The 15,362-nt window shown below is 57.6% G+C and carries 13 protein-coding genes and 1 tRNA gene; 10 read left to right on the forward strand and 4 right to left on the reverse strand.

The window, feature by feature from the left end; translation table 11 throughout:
- The first annotated feature begins 417 nt into the window (after nt 1-417).
- Together DL88_RS06580 and thpR are read left to right on the forward strand one after the other, a co-directional pair.
- Nucleotides 418-999 carry an arylesterase gene (locus DL88_RS06580; RefSeq protein WP_034993832.1) on the forward strand — a complete coding sequence of 194 codons (582 nt, stop codon included), beginning with the start codon at nt 418-420 and terminating at the stop codon, nt 997-999.
- An 88-nt stretch (nt 1,000-1,087) separates the two neighbouring features.
- Nucleotides 1,088-1,630 carry an RNA 2',3'-cyclic phosphodiesterase gene (gene thpR, locus DL88_RS06585; protein WP_034993591.1) on the forward strand — a complete coding sequence of 181 codons (543 nt, stop codon included), beginning with the start codon at nt 1,088-1,090 and terminating at the stop codon, nt 1,628-1,630.
- 38 nt (nt 1,631-1,668) lie between these two features.
- Here the strand turns inward: thpR and DL88_RS06590 are convergent, their stop codons facing one another.
- Together DL88_RS06590 and DL88_RS20200 are read right to left on the reverse strand one after the other, a co-directional pair.
- Complete coding sequence (locus DL88_RS06590) at nt 1,669-3,084, reverse strand: cytochrome P450 (protein ID WP_034993594.1); 1,416 nt, start codon at nt 3,082-3,084, stop codon at nt 1,669-1,671.
- Between the two features lie 84 nt (nt 3,085-3,168).
- The gene (locus DL88_RS20200) at nt 3,169-3,366 is read right to left on the reverse strand and encodes a hypothetical protein (RefSeq protein WP_156970968.1); all 198 of its coding nucleotides are present in this window, start codon (nt 3,364-3,366) and stop codon (nt 3,169-3,171) included.
- Nucleotides 3,367-3,375: 9 nt separating this feature from the next.
- On the opposite strand from DL88_RS20200, the gene DL88_RS06595 reads away from it, so the two are divergent.
- From DL88_RS06595 to DL88_RS06630, 8 genes are all read left to right on the forward strand, one after another.
- A tRNA-Glu gene (locus DL88_RS06595) sits at nt 3,376-3,451 on the forward strand.
- Nucleotides 3,452-4,044: 593 nt separating this feature from the next.
- Complete coding sequence (locus DL88_RS06600) at nt 4,045-4,479, forward strand: hypothetical protein (protein WP_156970969.1); 435 nt, start codon at nt 4,045-4,047, stop codon at nt 4,477-4,479.
- A 68-nt stretch (nt 4,480-4,547) separates the two neighbouring features.
- Nucleotides 4,548-5,804 (forward strand): TolC family protein, encoded by a 1,257-nt coding sequence (locus DL88_RS06605; RefSeq protein ID WP_051955671.1) that lies wholly within the window; start codon nt 4,548-4,550, stop codon nt 5,802-5,804.
- The gene (locus DL88_RS06610; RefSeq protein WP_084705010.1) at nt 5,801-7,015 is read left to right on the forward strand and encodes an efflux RND transporter periplasmic adaptor subunit; all 1,215 of its coding nucleotides are present in this window, start codon (nt 5,801-5,803) and stop codon (nt 7,013-7,015) included. The genes DL88_RS06605 and DL88_RS06610 overlap by 4 nt, the downstream gene beginning before the upstream one ends.
- Nucleotide 7,016: 1 nt before the next feature.
- A complete protein-coding gene (locus DL88_RS06615) occupies nt 7,017-10,118 on the forward strand; it encodes an efflux RND transporter permease subunit (protein WP_051955684.1) in 3,102 nt (1,033 codons plus the stop codon).
- A gap of 64 nt (nt 10,119-10,182) precedes the next feature.
- Entirely contained in the window at nt 10,183-10,839 is a 657-nt protein-coding gene (locus DL88_RS06620) for a response regulator (protein WP_034993597.1), read from the forward strand.
- Nucleotides 10,840-10,856: 17 nt separating this feature from the next.
- On the forward strand, nt 10,857-12,242 hold the full coding sequence (locus DL88_RS06625) for a sensor histidine kinase (RefSeq protein WP_084705011.1): 1,386 nt from the start codon (nt 10,857-10,859) through the stop codon (nt 12,240-12,242).
- A gap of 131 nt (nt 12,243-12,373) precedes the next feature.
- Entirely contained in the window at nt 12,374-13,060 is a 687-nt protein-coding gene (locus DL88_RS06630; protein WP_034993598.1) for a VIT1/CCC1 transporter family protein, read from the forward strand.
- A gap of 30 nt (nt 13,061-13,090) precedes the next feature.
- Here DL88_RS06630 and DL88_RS06635 read toward each other — a convergent pair whose 3' ends face one another.
- A complete protein-coding gene (locus tag DL88_RS06635; protein WP_034993845.1) occupies nt 13,091-14,338 on the reverse strand; it encodes a NupC/NupG family nucleoside CNT transporter in 1,248 nt (415 codons plus the stop codon).
- A 256-nt stretch (nt 14,339-14,594) separates the two neighbouring features.
- A complete protein-coding gene (locus DL88_RS06640) occupies nt 14,595-15,362 on the reverse strand; it encodes an SDR family oxidoreductase (RefSeq protein ID WP_034993599.1) in 768 nt (255 codons plus the stop codon).

Consider the following 15,362-nt stretch of genomic DNA (forward strand, 5'->3'; position numbering starts at 1 on the left):
CGCCTGCAGGGTCAAATTTCCGTCAGCGCTGGTTTTGCTTTGAAATAACGAAATCAATCGTGTTTTTGATCTGTCACACTCTCGCGCGGTGTCCGCCGACCCAAGGCGCCTCTCAGGATGTGGGAATGACAAAGGGCGCACTATCTTTGCCACAGGCTATAGCATGAACCGGGATCTTTGGCTCGTGTGGGAAATGACCCTGTTTCCAAAAGACTCGATGCAATGGTCCACCCGCCGCAGATATCGCATTCAGCGGAGATCATGGCATTCTTTAGGAAAGGCAAAGGATTCGATATGCGAAACACAGAGAAGCTCAAGTTCACACGTGATGGCATAGCTTATCAGCGCCGCGCCTTTTTTTCCCTAGCCCTGAATGTATTGTCTTTTTCGGTGCTTTTCGTCGGCTTTGGTTCGACCATGAGTATGAGTGCTCCTGAACGTCCGCTGAAGATCATTGCTCTCGGCGACAGCCTGACGGCAGGTTATCAGCTACCGGGCTCCGCGGCTTTCCCGGCGGTGCTCGAAAAGGCCTTGCGCGCTAAAGGCTATGATGTGCATTTGGTCAATGCCGGTGTCTCGGGAGATACGGCCTCCGGTGGCCTTGCGCGTCTCGACTGGAGCCTTGGCGACAGCGCGGATGGCGTGATCCTCGAGCTCGGCGCCAATGACATGCTGCGCGGCGTCGATCCAGCCGCGACCAAGAAAGCTTTGACCGAGATCATGAGCCGGCTACGTAGCCACGGCATCAGGATACTCCTGGCCGGCATGCGCGCCGCACCAAATCTCGACAAATCCTATCGCGAGCAATTCGAAGCGATCTATCCTGCCCTCGCCAAGGAATTCGACGTTCCGCTCTATCCCTTTTTCCTTGATGGCGTCGCTGGTAATCCTTCATTGGAACTTGCGGATGGATTGCATCCGAATGCACAGGGCGTCGACCGCATTGTCGAAAAATTCCTGCCGATTGCCGAACGTTTTCTACAAAGTTTTCAAAGCTGACATTCGGCTTGAAAGCGGGTCCCTGCAAGTGTGGTCCGTCGCGATGAATGGGTCTCGTCGAGACCCGGTATCAGTTGGGAGTTGAGGCATGCCGCGTTTGTTCACTGGCCTCGAAATCCCTGCCGAACTCGCACAGGATTTATCGCTCATGCGGGGCGGCCTTACGGGCGCTCGCTGGATCGATGCCGAGAATTACCACTTCACCCTGCGTTTCATTGGCGATATTGATGATGCCATGGCGCGTGACGTTGCCGCGACGCTCGATCTGATCCGCAAGCCACCTCTAGCCGTCACGCTCGACGCCCTCGATTCCTTCGGCGGTGACAAACCGCGTTCGCTCATCGTCAAGGCGCGCAGCAACCCTGTTCTGAACGAATTGCAGGCCGAGCAGGAACGGCTGATGCGCCGTATTGGTCTGCCGCCGGAGCCACGCAAATTCACGCCCCATGTCACGCTGGCGCGGTTGCGGGCAACGCCTGCCGACGCGGTCGCACATTATATCGCCGAGCGGGGCTTGTTTGCGGCGCGGCGGTTCGAGGCGCGGCGTTTCGTGCTCTACTCGTCGCGCGCCTCGACGGGTGGCGGACCCTATCGCATTGAAGCGGCCTATCCATTAGGTGAGGAAGAATAAAAGAGACAGGCTGCCGTAGCGCGACGCGACAGACGCTTTCAGGCGCGGCGGCGCATGAGCATCGGCATACCGCCTTTTGGCCGCAAGGTGATGTGCTGGACCGGCTCGGCCTTAAAACCCTGTTTCGTGGAAAGACGGAACTCGCGCAGAATATGCGCCAGCACGAGTGTCGCCTCCTGCATGGCGAAGCCTGCGCCGATGCAGATACGCGGACCGGCTCCAAACGGGAGAAAGGCGAAACGATCGATCTTCTCGCGCCGCCCGGGCAGGAAGCGGGCAGGGTCGAAGCGATCCGGATCCTCCCACAGATGGCGGTGCCGGTGCAGGACCCATTGTGAAATCATGACGACCGTCCCCTTGCGGATACGGCGGCCGGCAAGGTCGTCATAATCCAGCGCCACGCGGCTCAGGCTTGCGACAGGCGGGTAAAGGCGCATAGCTTCTTCGACCACGGCTCGGGTCTCGTAAAGATGATCGGCCTGCTCGTGGAGGGGGCGCTCAAGGACCACCTCCGCTTCCTTTTCAAGCCGGCGGCGCCATTCCGGTGAAAGGGATAAAAGATAAAGTGACCATGTGAGCGCATTGGCGGTCGTTTCATGGCCCGCACCGATAAAGGCGATGATATTCGCCTCGATCTCCTTCTGCGAGAGCCCGCTATTGGTTTCGGGATCCTCGGCTTCGAGCAGAAGCGTAAGAAGATCGTGTGGAATGGTAGAAGACGCTCCGATGGCGTTTCCGGCCATGAGCCGCCGACGGCGCGCGATGAGCCCCTTGACGGTCTCGCCGAGGAAATCGAGCGCTGGCTGCGCGCGCCATTTTGTCGGACGCGGCAGCCATTCGGGAAAATCAAGAAGGTCGAAGGGATCGAGACTCCCGATTGTTTCGAAATAGTGCGTCATGGCTGCGGTAACTTCCTGCGGCTGGCGGCCAAGTCCGTCCGCGAACAACGTGCGGCCCAGGATCTCGAGGGTCAGCTGCGTCATTTCCGCGTGAATATCAACCATGGATGGTTGCTCGCGGCGTTTCCACCGCGCGAGCATCGCTGCGGTGCAGGCCTCCGTCGCCCCGGCGAAGGTTGCCACCATTTTTGGGGTGAAGAGCGGCGCCAGAAGGCGCCGCTGACGGCGCCAGTCGGCATCCTCCGCGGTCAGAACACTTTGGCCGAGCCCCGGCCCGAGCACGCGCTTCTGCAGCCGATCCTTATGATAATTGGCCGCATTTTCGACCAGGACGCGGCGAATGGCCGAGGGATCATTGATAAGGGCCATCTCGCCGATAATCGTCCGGCCCATGAGAATCGGCAGTTCGAAATGGGCCTCCGTCCAGGTTTCGATCGGATTGCGGCGCAAGTGGCGAAGCGTCGCAAAGGGGCCGAGGGGCGCTTTCTGCGGCTTTGGGGCCGGAGGATAGACGGGTTTTGCGGCGGGATGGAGCTCAGGCTCGGAACGCATCATGGGAGGGATGACCTTTGCCTCGGCATTGGGGACGTAGCCGCAGCCTCGTCCGGAAATTTTTGGGGATTTCCGATCAGATAAGTATCACGACTCAAGATAAGGAGATTGGTGGGAAACAATGAGTTTATCGCGATGAGAATGGGAGGCGAAGGTTTTGATCGTGCGACCGGGCTTGCCTTCGGAATCGGTGACCGTGACTAAAAAGCAGCCTGATGCGGTATCTTGCATCAACGGGCCTAAACGGGCTTGCGACTTGACCCCGCCCGTAATAAAAGCATTCATCTTCGATACGCTCCCATCGTCTAGCGGTCTAGGACGTCGCCCTCTCACGGCGAAAACAGGGGTTCGAGTCCCCTTGGGAGCGCCATATTTCCGCAAGATCAATTAGATATTTGCGCGGTATCTATTCGGTTGTCCACGCGGTATTACGTCGGCGGCGTTTTCTTTAGCTTCCTAGGCTCGCGCTCCGCCTTGACGCTGTAGCGTTTAGCCTCTTCTTTCGTGTCATGGCAAAATGCCGACATTGATTGCCTCGTTGTTCCTCCACTTTCGACGATTCGCTTGCCGAGGGCTTTCGAAGTCCATGGAGCGTGCATCCGGATATGAACGAATGGCTCATGCCATCAGTTCGAAGCTTTCCCCTCGCGTAATGAACGGATGCGCCCTGGCCCGTCTTGAAAATATTGCGCATGAATCACGGACATGAATCACGCATACGTGGATTGCTCCACACAATGATGTGACCCGGTGCCTGTGAGTGGTTGCGCTGGCGTTTTGTGCCGCGTCGGTAAGCATCTTCGCTTGCCCGTCGCATCTTGCCGGCACCTGCGTGCCATTCAGGTCGGTGTCAGCTTCGCGTGCTAGCTCACCCTCAACATACCTCTCTGCATAATCGACAGAGGTTATGAATGAGGTGAGAGAATGACTATAAGTAAGATTGATGACATCAAAAGCATGCGAATGGGCGGGCCGCTGGTCCTGATACTCTTCGCTGCCTTTTTGCAGATTTCCTTCCTGCAAACCCAGGCAGCGGCGGAGGCCCGCGCAACCTGTCGGACGGCCTGTCCAGTCAACATTGAAGTGGTGAGCGACTTTTATGGGGCATCGGATGATGAAATCATCGCGATCGTCGATTCCGCGCTTGCCTGTCACAAGGAAAGTGCCTCCCCGTCGCACAAATTTCCAATATCATTGAATGTCTATGTTTCGAGTTCGCCTCCACCACAGGCGCGCGGATATATCTCTATGACTTTGTACAGGAACGGCAGTATCATCGCCCGGCAATGGAAGACATTGTCTGCACTGGCGCAGGCAAGCCCGCATTTGCTAAAGGGCGATATCAGGGGGCTGGTAAAGAAGTTACCCTGGAGCTCTGTCGGAAATTGTGTCCCGTGAAATTATAGTCCCGTATGACACGTGATCCCTCGGCTCCTTTATTGCCCAGATCGGATAAATCAGTACGTATGACGATGCTCGCGACCATTCGATCTTTTGTGCCTTGTCTGGTGATGATTCTGTCGTGGCAATTATTGCTGCAGGGCCGTCTTCACGCGGCGCCCCTCACTTTTGAGCAGGCCGTTGAACTTGCCTGGAAGATTGACCCTGTCCGCCTGAATCTCCTCACCAACCGGCAATCGGCCAATGCCCGTGCCAAAGCTGCTGATTCCCTGTTTCCGGGTGGTCCTGTCGTCACCGGTGATTATTATTCCGATCACTTCGTTGGTAGTCGCCAGGGCTATGCGACATGGCAGGGAGGTCTCTCCGTTCCGCTCTGGCTCCCGGGGCAGAGCGAAGCCACCGTGCGTGTTGCGGAGGCGGAATCCGCGACGGTTCACGAACGTCTCGATGTCGAACACATGTCATTGTCGGTCCGTCTCCTCGATGCGACGGGTGCCGTCGTTGTCGCGCGGCGCAAGCAGGAGAGTGCGCGCCGTCTGCTGAATGCGATCAAACAGATCGCCGGATCTGTTGCCGATATGGTGAAGAGCGGGGAAGCGCCTTCGACCGACAAGGACGCGATCGAGGCCGAACTCGCAAATGCCAAATCCGAGCTTGATGTCGCGATCGAACAAACCTCCGTCACTTTGGCCAGCCTTGTGGAAATCCTCGGTCGCACGGACGCTCCGAATATTTCGAGCTTCGATGCGGCCGCGCTGCGCAAGGCGAAACTCGATCCGGCACGGCTCGATCCAGATAATGATCCGCGTGTACGCGCGGCCCACATGGCGGTGATGGCGGCGCGGGAAGGCATGCATCTCGCGCAGAAATCCTTCATGCCCAATCCGCAGATCGGGGTCGCCGCCATTCGCGATATCCAGTTCGGAAGCCCGTGGGATACGCGTACGGGTGTCACTTTGACCTTGCCCCTGCCGAGCGACGCGCAAAACGTGCCGCTGCTGGCAGAGGCGCGCAACAAACTGTCTGCGGCTGAAAGCGAGGAAAGTTTGGCGCGCCGTATGGTGCGCGTCGAACTCACTCAGGTGAGCGCCCGTCTCAAGGCCGCCACGGCGACTCTGACGAATGCGAAGACATCGGTGGATGCATTGAACCGGCGCGCTGCCGATTTCGAGAAGGCGTGGAAAGCCAAGGAAACGTCGCTGATCGAAACCTTGCGTGCCTATCAGGGTGCCTATGCCGCCATGCTGACGCATGATCAGGCTGAAACAGCGTGGCATGTCGCCATTGCGCGTGTGTTCATTGCTTCGGGACATTTGCAATGATGAAGAATGATCGACACGCAAATTTCCAATGGCTGTCGCTCGCAGCCGTGGGTCTTTCCGTATGTGTGGGATTTCAGGCGTCTTCCATGTCAGCGCAGGAGGCGGGTAATTCCGCCGCTTCGTCGAAGCCTGCTTACCGGCAGGTTCAGCTGGGTAAGGAGGCGCAGGAAAATGCCCAATTGACGAAAGTCATTGCCCATTCGGGCCAGCTCTCCCGCAGCATTCCGGCTCTGGCCTCGATCATGGCCGATGATACACGCATCATTCATCTGCGTCCCGCCGGTGCGGGAAAGGTCACAAACATTCATCTCGTCGTGGGCGCGCGCGTCAGAAGGAATGACGTTCTTCTGGAATACAGAAACAGTTCCCTGCGCGTGGCGAATGTCGAGCTTCTCCAGGCGGAAGCGGGACTCGCTTCGGCGCAGGCTCAGGAAGCGGAGGCGGAATCCTCCTATCAAAGGGCGAAGCAACTGGCAGGCGGTGCCTTGTCACGTGGTGAGGAACGCCGGCGTTATGCCCTTTTGCAGCAGGCAAAGAGCACGCTCGCCATGCGTGAGGCCGACATGACGAATGCGTCCAACCGCATCAAGGAATTCAACACGACTACGGAACGTGGAGATCAGCTCCAGACCTCGACGCTTGTCGCGCCGGTCGATGGTCTTGTTCTTTCGGTCAATACATCGATGGATGGCGATCTCACGCAAGGACAGGATGTCGCGACGATCATCGATCTGTCCTCCGTCTGGATCGTTTCGGAGATATTGCCGAGGGATGCGGCTTTCATCACCGTTGGGGCACGTCAATGGACTTCCCTTCCGGGTTCTCCGGAAAAGAAAATCGAGTCGACCGTCGAGATGATCGATGGTGTCGTCAATCCGGCGACGGGTCTCGTTCGTATCCGCAGCCATATTCCCAATGAGGATTATTCCCTGCGCCCGGGCATGATGCTCAATGCGCATGTGCAATCCACGACGAGGATCGACGGTATCATCATTCCCTCGGAAGCGGTTCAACGGATCGATGGCGTGGATGTCGTGTTCGTGCCGGTGGGTGGCGACAGTTTTCGGATGCGTCCAATCAAGATCGGCCTCGAAAGCGACGGATCGACGGTTGTCCTCGAGGGGTTGAAAGAGGGAGAACCCATCGTCACGCGCGGCAGTTTTACTTTGAAATCGGTCCTGACCCTGGCTGACGCGGCGGGTGGTGATTAAGGTGACACAATTTCTTTCCCGCTTACAGGACCATCGTCCGATCGTCATCGGACTCCTCATCATTCTCTGCCTCTTCGGAATCGCAGACATCAGCCGCCTGCCGGTTGAATCCGTGCCGGATATTTCGCCGCAGCAGGTTCTGGTCTCCGTCGTTGCGCCGGGCCTCGCCACCGAGGAGATCGAAAAACTCGTCACCTTTCCGATCGAGGCGGCCATGTCCGGTCTGCCGGATCTGGTCGATTTGCGGTCCGTTTCGCGTTCTGGCGTGAGCGTCGTCTATGTCCAATTCGCCGACGATACCGATATCAATCTCGACCGAACGCTTGTGTCGCAGCGTATTCAACAGGCGCGCGCCAATATTTCGGTGCCGGGCCTTTCGGTCAATATGGGACCCCTTGCGACGGGGCTCGGCGAGATCATGCAGATCGAGATTCGTGGCGCGGGGCAGACGCTCATGGATCTGAACCGTATCATGACATGGACTGTCGCACCGCAGTTGAAGTTGATAGCCGGTGTCGCCGATATCAATGTCAATGGTGGGGCGGAGGAAACCTTCGAGATTTCGCTCGATCCGTTGCGTCTCAACGCCTTTAATCTCTCCGTCGGCGATGTTTTCCGCGCCGTCGACGAGAACAATGCGGCCGCCGGCGGGGCCTGGATCGAACATTATGCGGAACAGCAAATCGTCGCCGGCCGTGGTCTCGTCCGCGATCTCAACGATTTCGGCGCCATTTTCGTGCGCACCGGTCCGAATGGCACGGCGCTTTATCTGCGCGATCTTGGAACCATATCGAAGGCGCCGCGAACCCGGCTCGGTGCGGTGACGCGTGATGGTGAGGGGGAAATCGTCACCGGAACCGTGATGATGCTCAAGGGTGCGAATTCCGGTGAAACCATCGCCGCGATTGAGGAAGCGCTGCCTTCCATCCAGAAATCGCTGCCTGCCGGTGTGATGCTCGAACCTTATTACAATCGTGGCACATTGACCGGGAAAACCATTCAGACGGTGAAGGAAAATCTGATCATCGGCGCCGCTCTGGTTCTGTTCGTCCTTCTCGTCGTGATCGGCGACTGGCGCGCCTCCTTGGTCATCGCTTCCGTAATTCCGTTTTCCCTGATCTGCGCCATGGTTGGAATGCACCATATCGGCATTTCCGCCAATCTGCTCAGTCTCGGGGCGATCGATTTCGGGATGATTGTCGATGGTTCGCTCGTCGTCGTGGAAAATACGATGGCGCGCCGCCTGTATGACCACAAAAAAGATTTCAGGGCCCTCGTCGTCGGCTCTGTCGCCCAGGTGTTGCGGCCGGTCAGTTTCGCCATTCTCATTATCATGATGGTCTATCTACCGATTCTGACCCTGAGCGGTATCGAGGGCAAGATGTTCCGGCCGATGGCGCAGACCGTCATCATCGCCTTGATGGCGTCCCTCATCTATGCGATCCTCTGCGTGCCGGTCCTGACGAGCCTGGTTCTGCCCTACAGCAAGCCGCATGGCGATACTCTCTTCATCAGAATATTGCGCCGCCGCTATGTTCCTCTGTCGCGCTGGTGCGATGCTCATCCTGTCATTCTGTTTGGCTCGACGCTCGGCATTTTTCTGTTTTCTGTATTTCTGGCGACGCGCCTTGGCGGCGAGTTCATTCCGCAACTTCAGGAAGGGTCACTCACCGTCAATCAGGTGCGCCTGCCAAGCGCCTCACTGGCGACATCGTTGCGCGCCGTGACGCTCGTCGAACGCACCTTGAAACGTTTTCCGGAGGTGCGCGCCGTCGTCAGCAGTACGGGCACGGCCGCCATCCCGACCGACCCGATGGGTTTGAACGAAACCGACACATTCGTGTTTCTCAAGGATTCCTCCGAATGGACGACCGCATCCACTCAGGAAGAATTGGTCACGATTTTTGATAAGGCTCTGAGGGAAGCCGTGCCTGAAGCGCAGCTTTCCTGGAGCCAGCCGGTTCAGATGCGCATGGATGATCTTCTGTCGGGCGTGCGCACCGAGATCGCCATCTCGATCTATGGCGATGATCTCGGCGTTCTTCAGTCGATCGGCAACAAAATCGTTGCCGTGCTCAACACTATTCCCGGCGCGGCGGATGTTGCTTCCCAGGGCAGCGGCAGCGTTCCCTTCGTGCATATCGATGTCGACCGGCTTGCGGCCGCGCGCCTCGATGTGCGTGTTCAGGATGTTCTCGATAGTGTCGAAGCGATAGGCGGTCATATCGGCAAACCTGTCGTCGTAAACAATGCCTTGATCAATACGCAGGTGCGCATGGATCCGCAGGCGGTGGCATCGCCGGACGAGATTGCCCATCTGCGGGTGAAACGCATGAATGGTGATACGGTCCTTCTATCGCAGGTCGCCAACATCACCGTCGAAGACGGGCCGCCGAGGATCACCCGCGACAGGATACAGAGGCGCATGATTGTTCAGGCCAATGTCCGTGGACGCGATCTCAATTCCTTCGTTCAGGAGGCACAGCGGGCTGTCGCGAAGGAGGTTGCGCTGCCACCGGGCTATCGGCTGTTCTGGGACGGCCAGTTCCGCAATCTGCAATCGGCCGTGCAGCGCCTTTCGATCGTGGTCCCGATCGCTTTGGCCCTTATCTTCTTCTTACTCGTTGTCGCGCTCGGTTCTGTCCGGCTAGCCCTGCTTGTCTTCGTCAACCTGCCGATCGCGGCGACAGGGGGAATCATCGCGCTGGTCCTGCGCGGGCTGCCGTTCAGCATTTCCGCAGGTATCGGTTTCATCGCGCTCTTCGGTGTCGCCATCCTGAATGGCGTCGTCTTGATCAGCTATGTGCAACAGCAGCGCCGCTCGGGCAAAAACGCCGTCGAGGCGGCCTTCATCGCAGCGGAAGAACGGTTTCGGCCTGTCATGGCCACGGCTTTGGTCGCCAGTCTTGGCTTTTTCCCGATGGCTTTTTCCTCCAATGCGGGGGCGGAAGTTGAACGGCCTCTGGCGACCGTCGTCATCGGCGGTCTTATCTCATCGACCTTGCTGACGCTGCTCGTCCTCCCATCTCTCTACATACGTTTCATGAGAAACAGTTCTCAGGAGAAAGTCCTTGAGGACGAATCTTTGAGCGCGCATTCGTGAATAATAGACGCAATTCCCGTGTGCCCCATGGGTCCCTTGTGTCCATGATCTTCGGGAAATGGTCATGCGCGTTTTGATCGTCGAAGACGAGGAAGCTTTGGGTTCGGCCGTGCGGGACCGTGTCCGTCAGGCCGGTCATACCGCTGATTGGTTAACGCGGCTCGATGAAGCCGAGGTCGCGCTCAAGACCACCCATTATGATCTTCTACTGTTGGATCTCGGGCTCCCTGACGGCAATGGGCTGGATCTTCTCAAGAAGATCCGCGCGGGCAAGGGGAGAATTGCGGTATTGATCGTTACCGCGCATGACCAGATCAGCGATCGCATCGCCGGTCTTGCCGCAGGGGCCGATGATTATATCGTCAAGCCTTTCGATCTCGACGAGCTTGTGGCCCGGATCGATGCTGTCTACCGTCGTTACATTCCCGTTGCCGAAAAGAGCCTGAGGATTGGCGATATCTCTCTCGACCTGCAGAGAAAAAATGTCATGAAAGGCGAGGTTCCGATCGAACTGACGGCGAAGGAATGGGCGATCCTCGAATTTCTGGCGCGTCATCCGGATATGATCAGTTCGAAGGAACGGATCGAGGAATCTCTCTATGGTTTCGATGAAGAGATTGAAAGCAATGCCATAGAAGTTTTCGTCAGCCGCATCCGCAAGAAGCTTGGCTCCTCGATCATCCGGACGGTGCGGGGCCGTGGCTATAGCCTCGGGAAATAGGACACAGCGGGAACAATATGAAACATTGGAGCCTCGCGGCGCGGATCATTGCCAGCGTTGTCATTGTCATTACAGCTTGTATCATTCCGCTGGCAATATCCGTTGGCTGGTTTACGCGCTATGAAGTCACCGAACGGCTGGATAATTCCCTGCAGGAAGTGGCGGAACGTCTCGAATTCGTCGCCGCCTCCATCCAGAAAAAGCCGGCGATGAACCAGGTTGCGTTTCTGCCGGGTATCGATCCGCGCTCGCTTGCCTATCAGATCGTGGATCCTGCCGGTGCGGTGTTACTCCGGTCGCAGAATGCGCCGGAAAGCGCCTATCAATGGCCGGTGGAGGAAGGTTTTCTCGATGCGAAACATTTCCGCGTTTTCGTGGCGCATTCCTCATCCACGCCCTATTATATTTTCGTCGGTGAGCCGCACCTTCATCGTTATGGCGCGTTGAGGCGGGCGGCTATCATTTCCATCCTGCCGATCCTGTTGTTCCTGCCCTGTGTTTGGCTTCTGGTCCGCTGGAGCGTTCATCGCGCCCTCAAGCCGTTGATAGAGCTGCAGGGGGAAATTGGCAGACGCGGCGACGCCAATCTCGAGCCCATTCCAGCCCTTGATCTTCCCGATGAAATTGCGCCGATCCGTGCCGCCGTCAATCTCCTTCTTGTGCGTCTCAAGAAAGCACTGGCGACCGAGCGTATGTTTGCGACAAACAGCGCGCATGAATTACGCAATCCCATCGCCGGGCTTCTGGCGCAGGCTCAGCTTCTCAACGAACAGCTTCGGACAAGTGAATTTGCGCCTCGCGCCCTTTCCATCTTCAATCAGGCGAAAAGAATTTCCCGGCTGACGGAAAAACTGCTGCAGCTTTCACGGGCTACTTCTGGCATTACGCTGAAAAGCGAGCGGTTCGACCTGCTTTCGGTTCTTTACGTTCTGGTCGATGAATATTCGGGTACGCGTCCCGGCAATCGGCAAATCAGGATCAACGAGAGTGATATCAAGCATTTCTACATTCAGGGCGATTTGGATACGGCGGCGATCCTCTTACGCAACCTGATTGAAAATGCCGTCAATCACGGCGATGTAAATTACCCGATCGATGTTACCGTTTCCGCGGATGGTTGCATCGAAGTCGCGAATGAATCCACGCCTATCAATCCCGGCCTCTTGACCGCACTGACGGATCCTTTTGTGCGTGGAAATGCTTCTTCGGAAGGCGGTGGTCTCGGGTTGGCGATCGTCTCCAATATCGTGTCACAAATGAACGGGCATATGACGATCAACTCGCCGATACCCGGAACAAAAAGCGGATTTTCTATAAAGATTTGTTTTCACCAGGTCACGATCATCAAGAATGATGATGTCTCGAATGATTTCAATGAGACTGCATCCAATTCGGTACAATAACGGTATTCTGTGGAAAAAACTTCAAGGTGTCAGCGCGACCATCCAGGCCATTGTTTCCTTGCCGATGAACGTTCATGCATGGAATGGCCTGTTTCTCGAGAGTGACTTGGATCGGAAGGTTGGAAATCGGCATGCGACGAGAGCAACATTATATCGATCGTATCGGATGGCTGCGCGCGGCTATCCTCGGAGCCAATGATGGGATCATCTCGACATCCAGCCTCATTCTTGGCGTTGCCTCGGCGTCAGTCCCGCAACAGAATATTCTTTTGACAGGCGTGGCCGGCCTGATCGCCGGTGCCATGTCGATGGCCGCTGGAGAATATGTCTCGGTGAGTTCGCAGGCGGATACGGAAAAGGCCGATCTCGCCCGTGAAAAGCGCGAACTTCATGATGATCCCGAATTCGAAAAAAAGGAGCTGGCCCGCATTTATGTCGGGCGCGGCGTCGACGCTGGTCTTGCTCAACAGGTTGCGGAACAGCTCATGGCCAAGGATGCGTTGAGTGCGCATGCGCGGGACGAGCTTGGCATTTCAGACGCAAATGGCGCGCGGCCCCTTCAGGCGGCCTTGGCGTCGGCCGTCAGCTTTTCAGCAGGTGCGGCCGCGCCGCTCCTGCTGGTGCTTTTTTCACCGCCGCACATATTGATGTGGGTTGTGGGTGGCGGCTCGCTCATTTTTCTGGCGGCGCTTGGCGTGGTCGGTGCAAAGGCTGGCGGTGTGCCGGTGCTGCAGCCCACGGCCAGGGTTACCTTTTGGGGCGCCTTTGCGATGGCGATCACGGCTGCGATCGGCGCCTTGTTCGGCACATCGGTTTAAGAGTGCTCAGGCCGACAAGCTCGGTGTCGGTCAGAGGAACATTCCGGCCACGGCCCCGCTCATACAGGTGGCCAATGTGCCGGAAATCAGGGAACGCGGCGCGAGATTGGCGATCTCCTTTCTGCGTTCCGGAATCATCGCGCTGATACCGCCGATCATAATGCCGAGACTGCCGAAATTTGCGAAACCGCAAAGAGAATAAGTGAGAATGATGCGGGAGCGCGGCGTCAGGCTCTCGGACGGCAGATGGGCAAGGTCCAGATAGGCGACGAATTCATTGAGGACCGTCTTGGTGCCCATGAGCCGGGCGGCCGTCTCTATATCCTCGCCGGGGATGCCGATCAGCCACATAATGGGCTTGAAGAGCCAGCCGAACAGCGCCTGAAGCGTGAGGGGCTCGGCCAATGACAACGGCAGCGTGGCGAGACTGGCGTTGACGAGCGTCACCAGGGCGACCAGAACGATCAACATTCCAATAATGCCGGCGAGGAAGCCGACACCGTCCAAAGTGCCTTGCGCGATCGCTTCCATGCTGCTCGATGCCGTTTCGAACTGTTGGAGCGTTGCTTCTTCGCCCTGTTGTGGATTGAAAGGAACCATCAGCGAGGCGACAGCAAGCGCCGCCGGCGTCGAAATCAGCGAAGCGATGAGAATATTGCCGAGTGCCTCGGGGATGACGGGTTCCAGCAGGCTTGCATAAATGACCATGACCGTGCCGGCGATGCCCGCCATGCCGCAGCTCATCAGAGCGAAAAGTTCGCCTCGTTGCATGGTTTTGAGATAGGGGCGCACGAGGAGCGGCGCCTCGATCATGCCGACGAAAATATGTACGGCTGCTCCAAGCCCGAGTGCGCCGCCGATGCCGAGGCTGCGCTGCAGGCAGAAGGCGAGGGCTCCGACGATTTTCTGCAAAACACCCCAATAGAGCAGAAGCGATGCGAGCGCGCTGATGACGAGGACGAGTGGAAAGGCGCGAAAACCGAGCAGAAAACTTGCGCCTGGATTAACCTCCGTAAAGGGAAGTGTCCCGCCGGCGAGATAGCCAAAGACGAGACGTGTTCCCGCATCGGTCGCCTCCTGAAGCGCATGCACGCCTTTGGTGAGCCAGGCGAATAATGTGAGTGCCGGGGGAAATTTCGCCAAAAGCAGCGCGAGGGCGATCTGGAGGGTAACACCGCCAAGCACAAGCCGCGGCCGGACCTTCCACCGATCCTCACTGAAAAGCCAGGCGATGGTCAGCAGGCCAAGAAGGCCGAAAAACCCATGAAGTAGAGCCATTGAGGAAGCCGGAAAGAATGTCGGGCCGGTACGGCGGGCATCATCTTCGAACAAAAGCCAAGATTATGCCAGCTCTGTACACGGAGCTTCCGGAATCAACCTCCCCGATATCAAGTCTCGATATTCCAATTTATTGGGATTATTGAGGTCCGGTGGGAAGCCACCCCCGTAGTTGCCGGGGCCAAGTCGCGGGCCAAAGCCGCAATGAATCATTCTCATTACGGTTTGGTATCAAGCCCACCGTGACATTCGCTTCTCAGCCGCGGCCGACGAAGGGCATTTTCGTCGCCATGACGGTCATGAACAGTACATTCGCATCGAGCGGCAGGCTCGCCATATAGGCCACGGCGCGGGCGGCTTCCTTTACATCCATCACCGGCTCGGCCCGCACCGACCCATCGGGCTGCAGAATGCCTTTCGCCATCCGCTCAGTCATCTCCGTTGCGGCATTGCCGATATCGATCTGGCCGACGGCGATATCATAGGCGCGTCCATCGAGGGATGCGGATTTGGTGAGGCCGGTCACGCCGTGTTTCGTCGCCGTATAGGGTGATGAAAAGGGGCGGGGCGCTTCCGCTGAAATGGATCCATTGTTGATGATGCGGCCGCCGCGCGGCACCTGTTCCTTCATCAGGCGGAAGGCCTGCTGAATGCAGAGAAAAGTGCCGGTGAGGTTGACGTCCACAACCGCGCGCCATTGAGCATAGGTGAGCTCTTCAAACGGCACCGGCGGGGCGCCGGTGCCCGCATTGTTGAACAGAAGATCGAGACGGCCGAATCGGGACCGACAGGCTTCAAAGGCGACCACGACCTGTTCGGGATCACTCACATCGGCGGCAAAACAGGCGATATCGGCTTTTCCGGTTTGAGCGGCGATTGCTGCTGTCTCATCGAGTTTTTCAAGCCGGCGGCCGACGAGAAACAGGGAATAGCCTTCCCCATGCAGGGCGAGCGCGACCGCGCGGCCGATGCCGGAGCCCGCGCCCGTGATCAAGGCGATTTTGCCGGTGCCGCTTGCGCCCAT

It is taken from the genome of Beijerinckia mobilis (assembly GCF_000745425.1).
Lineage (GTDB): Bacteria > Pseudomonadota > Alphaproteobacteria > Rhizobiales > Beijerinckiaceae > Beijerinckia > Beijerinckia mobilis.

Excerpts from the sequence above, each read along its gene's own strand:
- DL88_RS06620 (WP_034993597.1), top strand. The coding sequence starts at position 10,183 with ATGCGCGTTTTGATCGTCGAAGACGAGGAAGCTTTGGGTTCGGCCGTG.
- DL88_RS06610 (WP_084705010.1), top strand. The coding sequence starts at position 5,801 with ATGATGAAGAATGATCGACACGCAAATTTCCAATGGCTGTCGCTCGCA.
- DL88_RS06640 (WP_034993599.1), bottom strand. The coding sequence starts at position 15,362 with ATGGGCGCAAGCGGCACCGGCAAAATCGCCTTGATCACGGGCGCGGGC.
- thpR (WP_034993591.1), top strand. The coding sequence starts at position 1,088 with ATGCCGCGTTTGTTCACTGGCCTCGAAATCCCTGCCGAACTCGCACAG.
- DL88_RS06590 (WP_034993594.1), bottom strand. The coding sequence starts at position 3,084 with ATGATGCGTTCCGAGCCTGAGCTCCATCCCGCCGCAAAACCCGTCTAT.
- DL88_RS06605 (WP_051955671.1), top strand. The coding sequence starts at position 4,548 with ATGACGATGCTCGCGACCATTCGATCTTTTGTGCCTTGTCTGGTGATG.
- DL88_RS06600 (WP_156970969.1), top strand. The coding sequence starts at position 4,045 with ATGGGCGGGCCGCTGGTCCTGATACTCTTCGCTGCCTTTTTGCAGATT.
- DL88_RS06635 (WP_034993845.1), bottom strand. The coding sequence starts at position 14,338 with ATGGCTCTACTTCATGGGTTTTTCGGCCTTCTTGGCCTGCTGACCATC.
- DL88_RS06580 (WP_034993832.1), top strand. The coding sequence starts at position 418 with ATGAGTATGAGTGCTCCTGAACGTCCGCTGAAGATCATTGCTCTCGGC.
- DL88_RS20200 (WP_156970968.1), bottom strand. The coding sequence starts at position 3,366 with ATGAATGCTTTTATTACGGGCGGGGTCAAGTCGCAAGCCCGTTTAGGC.
- DL88_RS06625 (WP_084705011.1), top strand. The coding sequence starts at position 10,857 with ATGAAACATTGGAGCCTCGCGGCGCGGATCATTGCCAGCGTTGTCATT.
- DL88_RS06630 (WP_034993598.1), top strand. The coding sequence starts at position 12,374 with ATGCGACGAGAGCAACATTATATCGATCGTATCGGATGGCTGCGCGCG.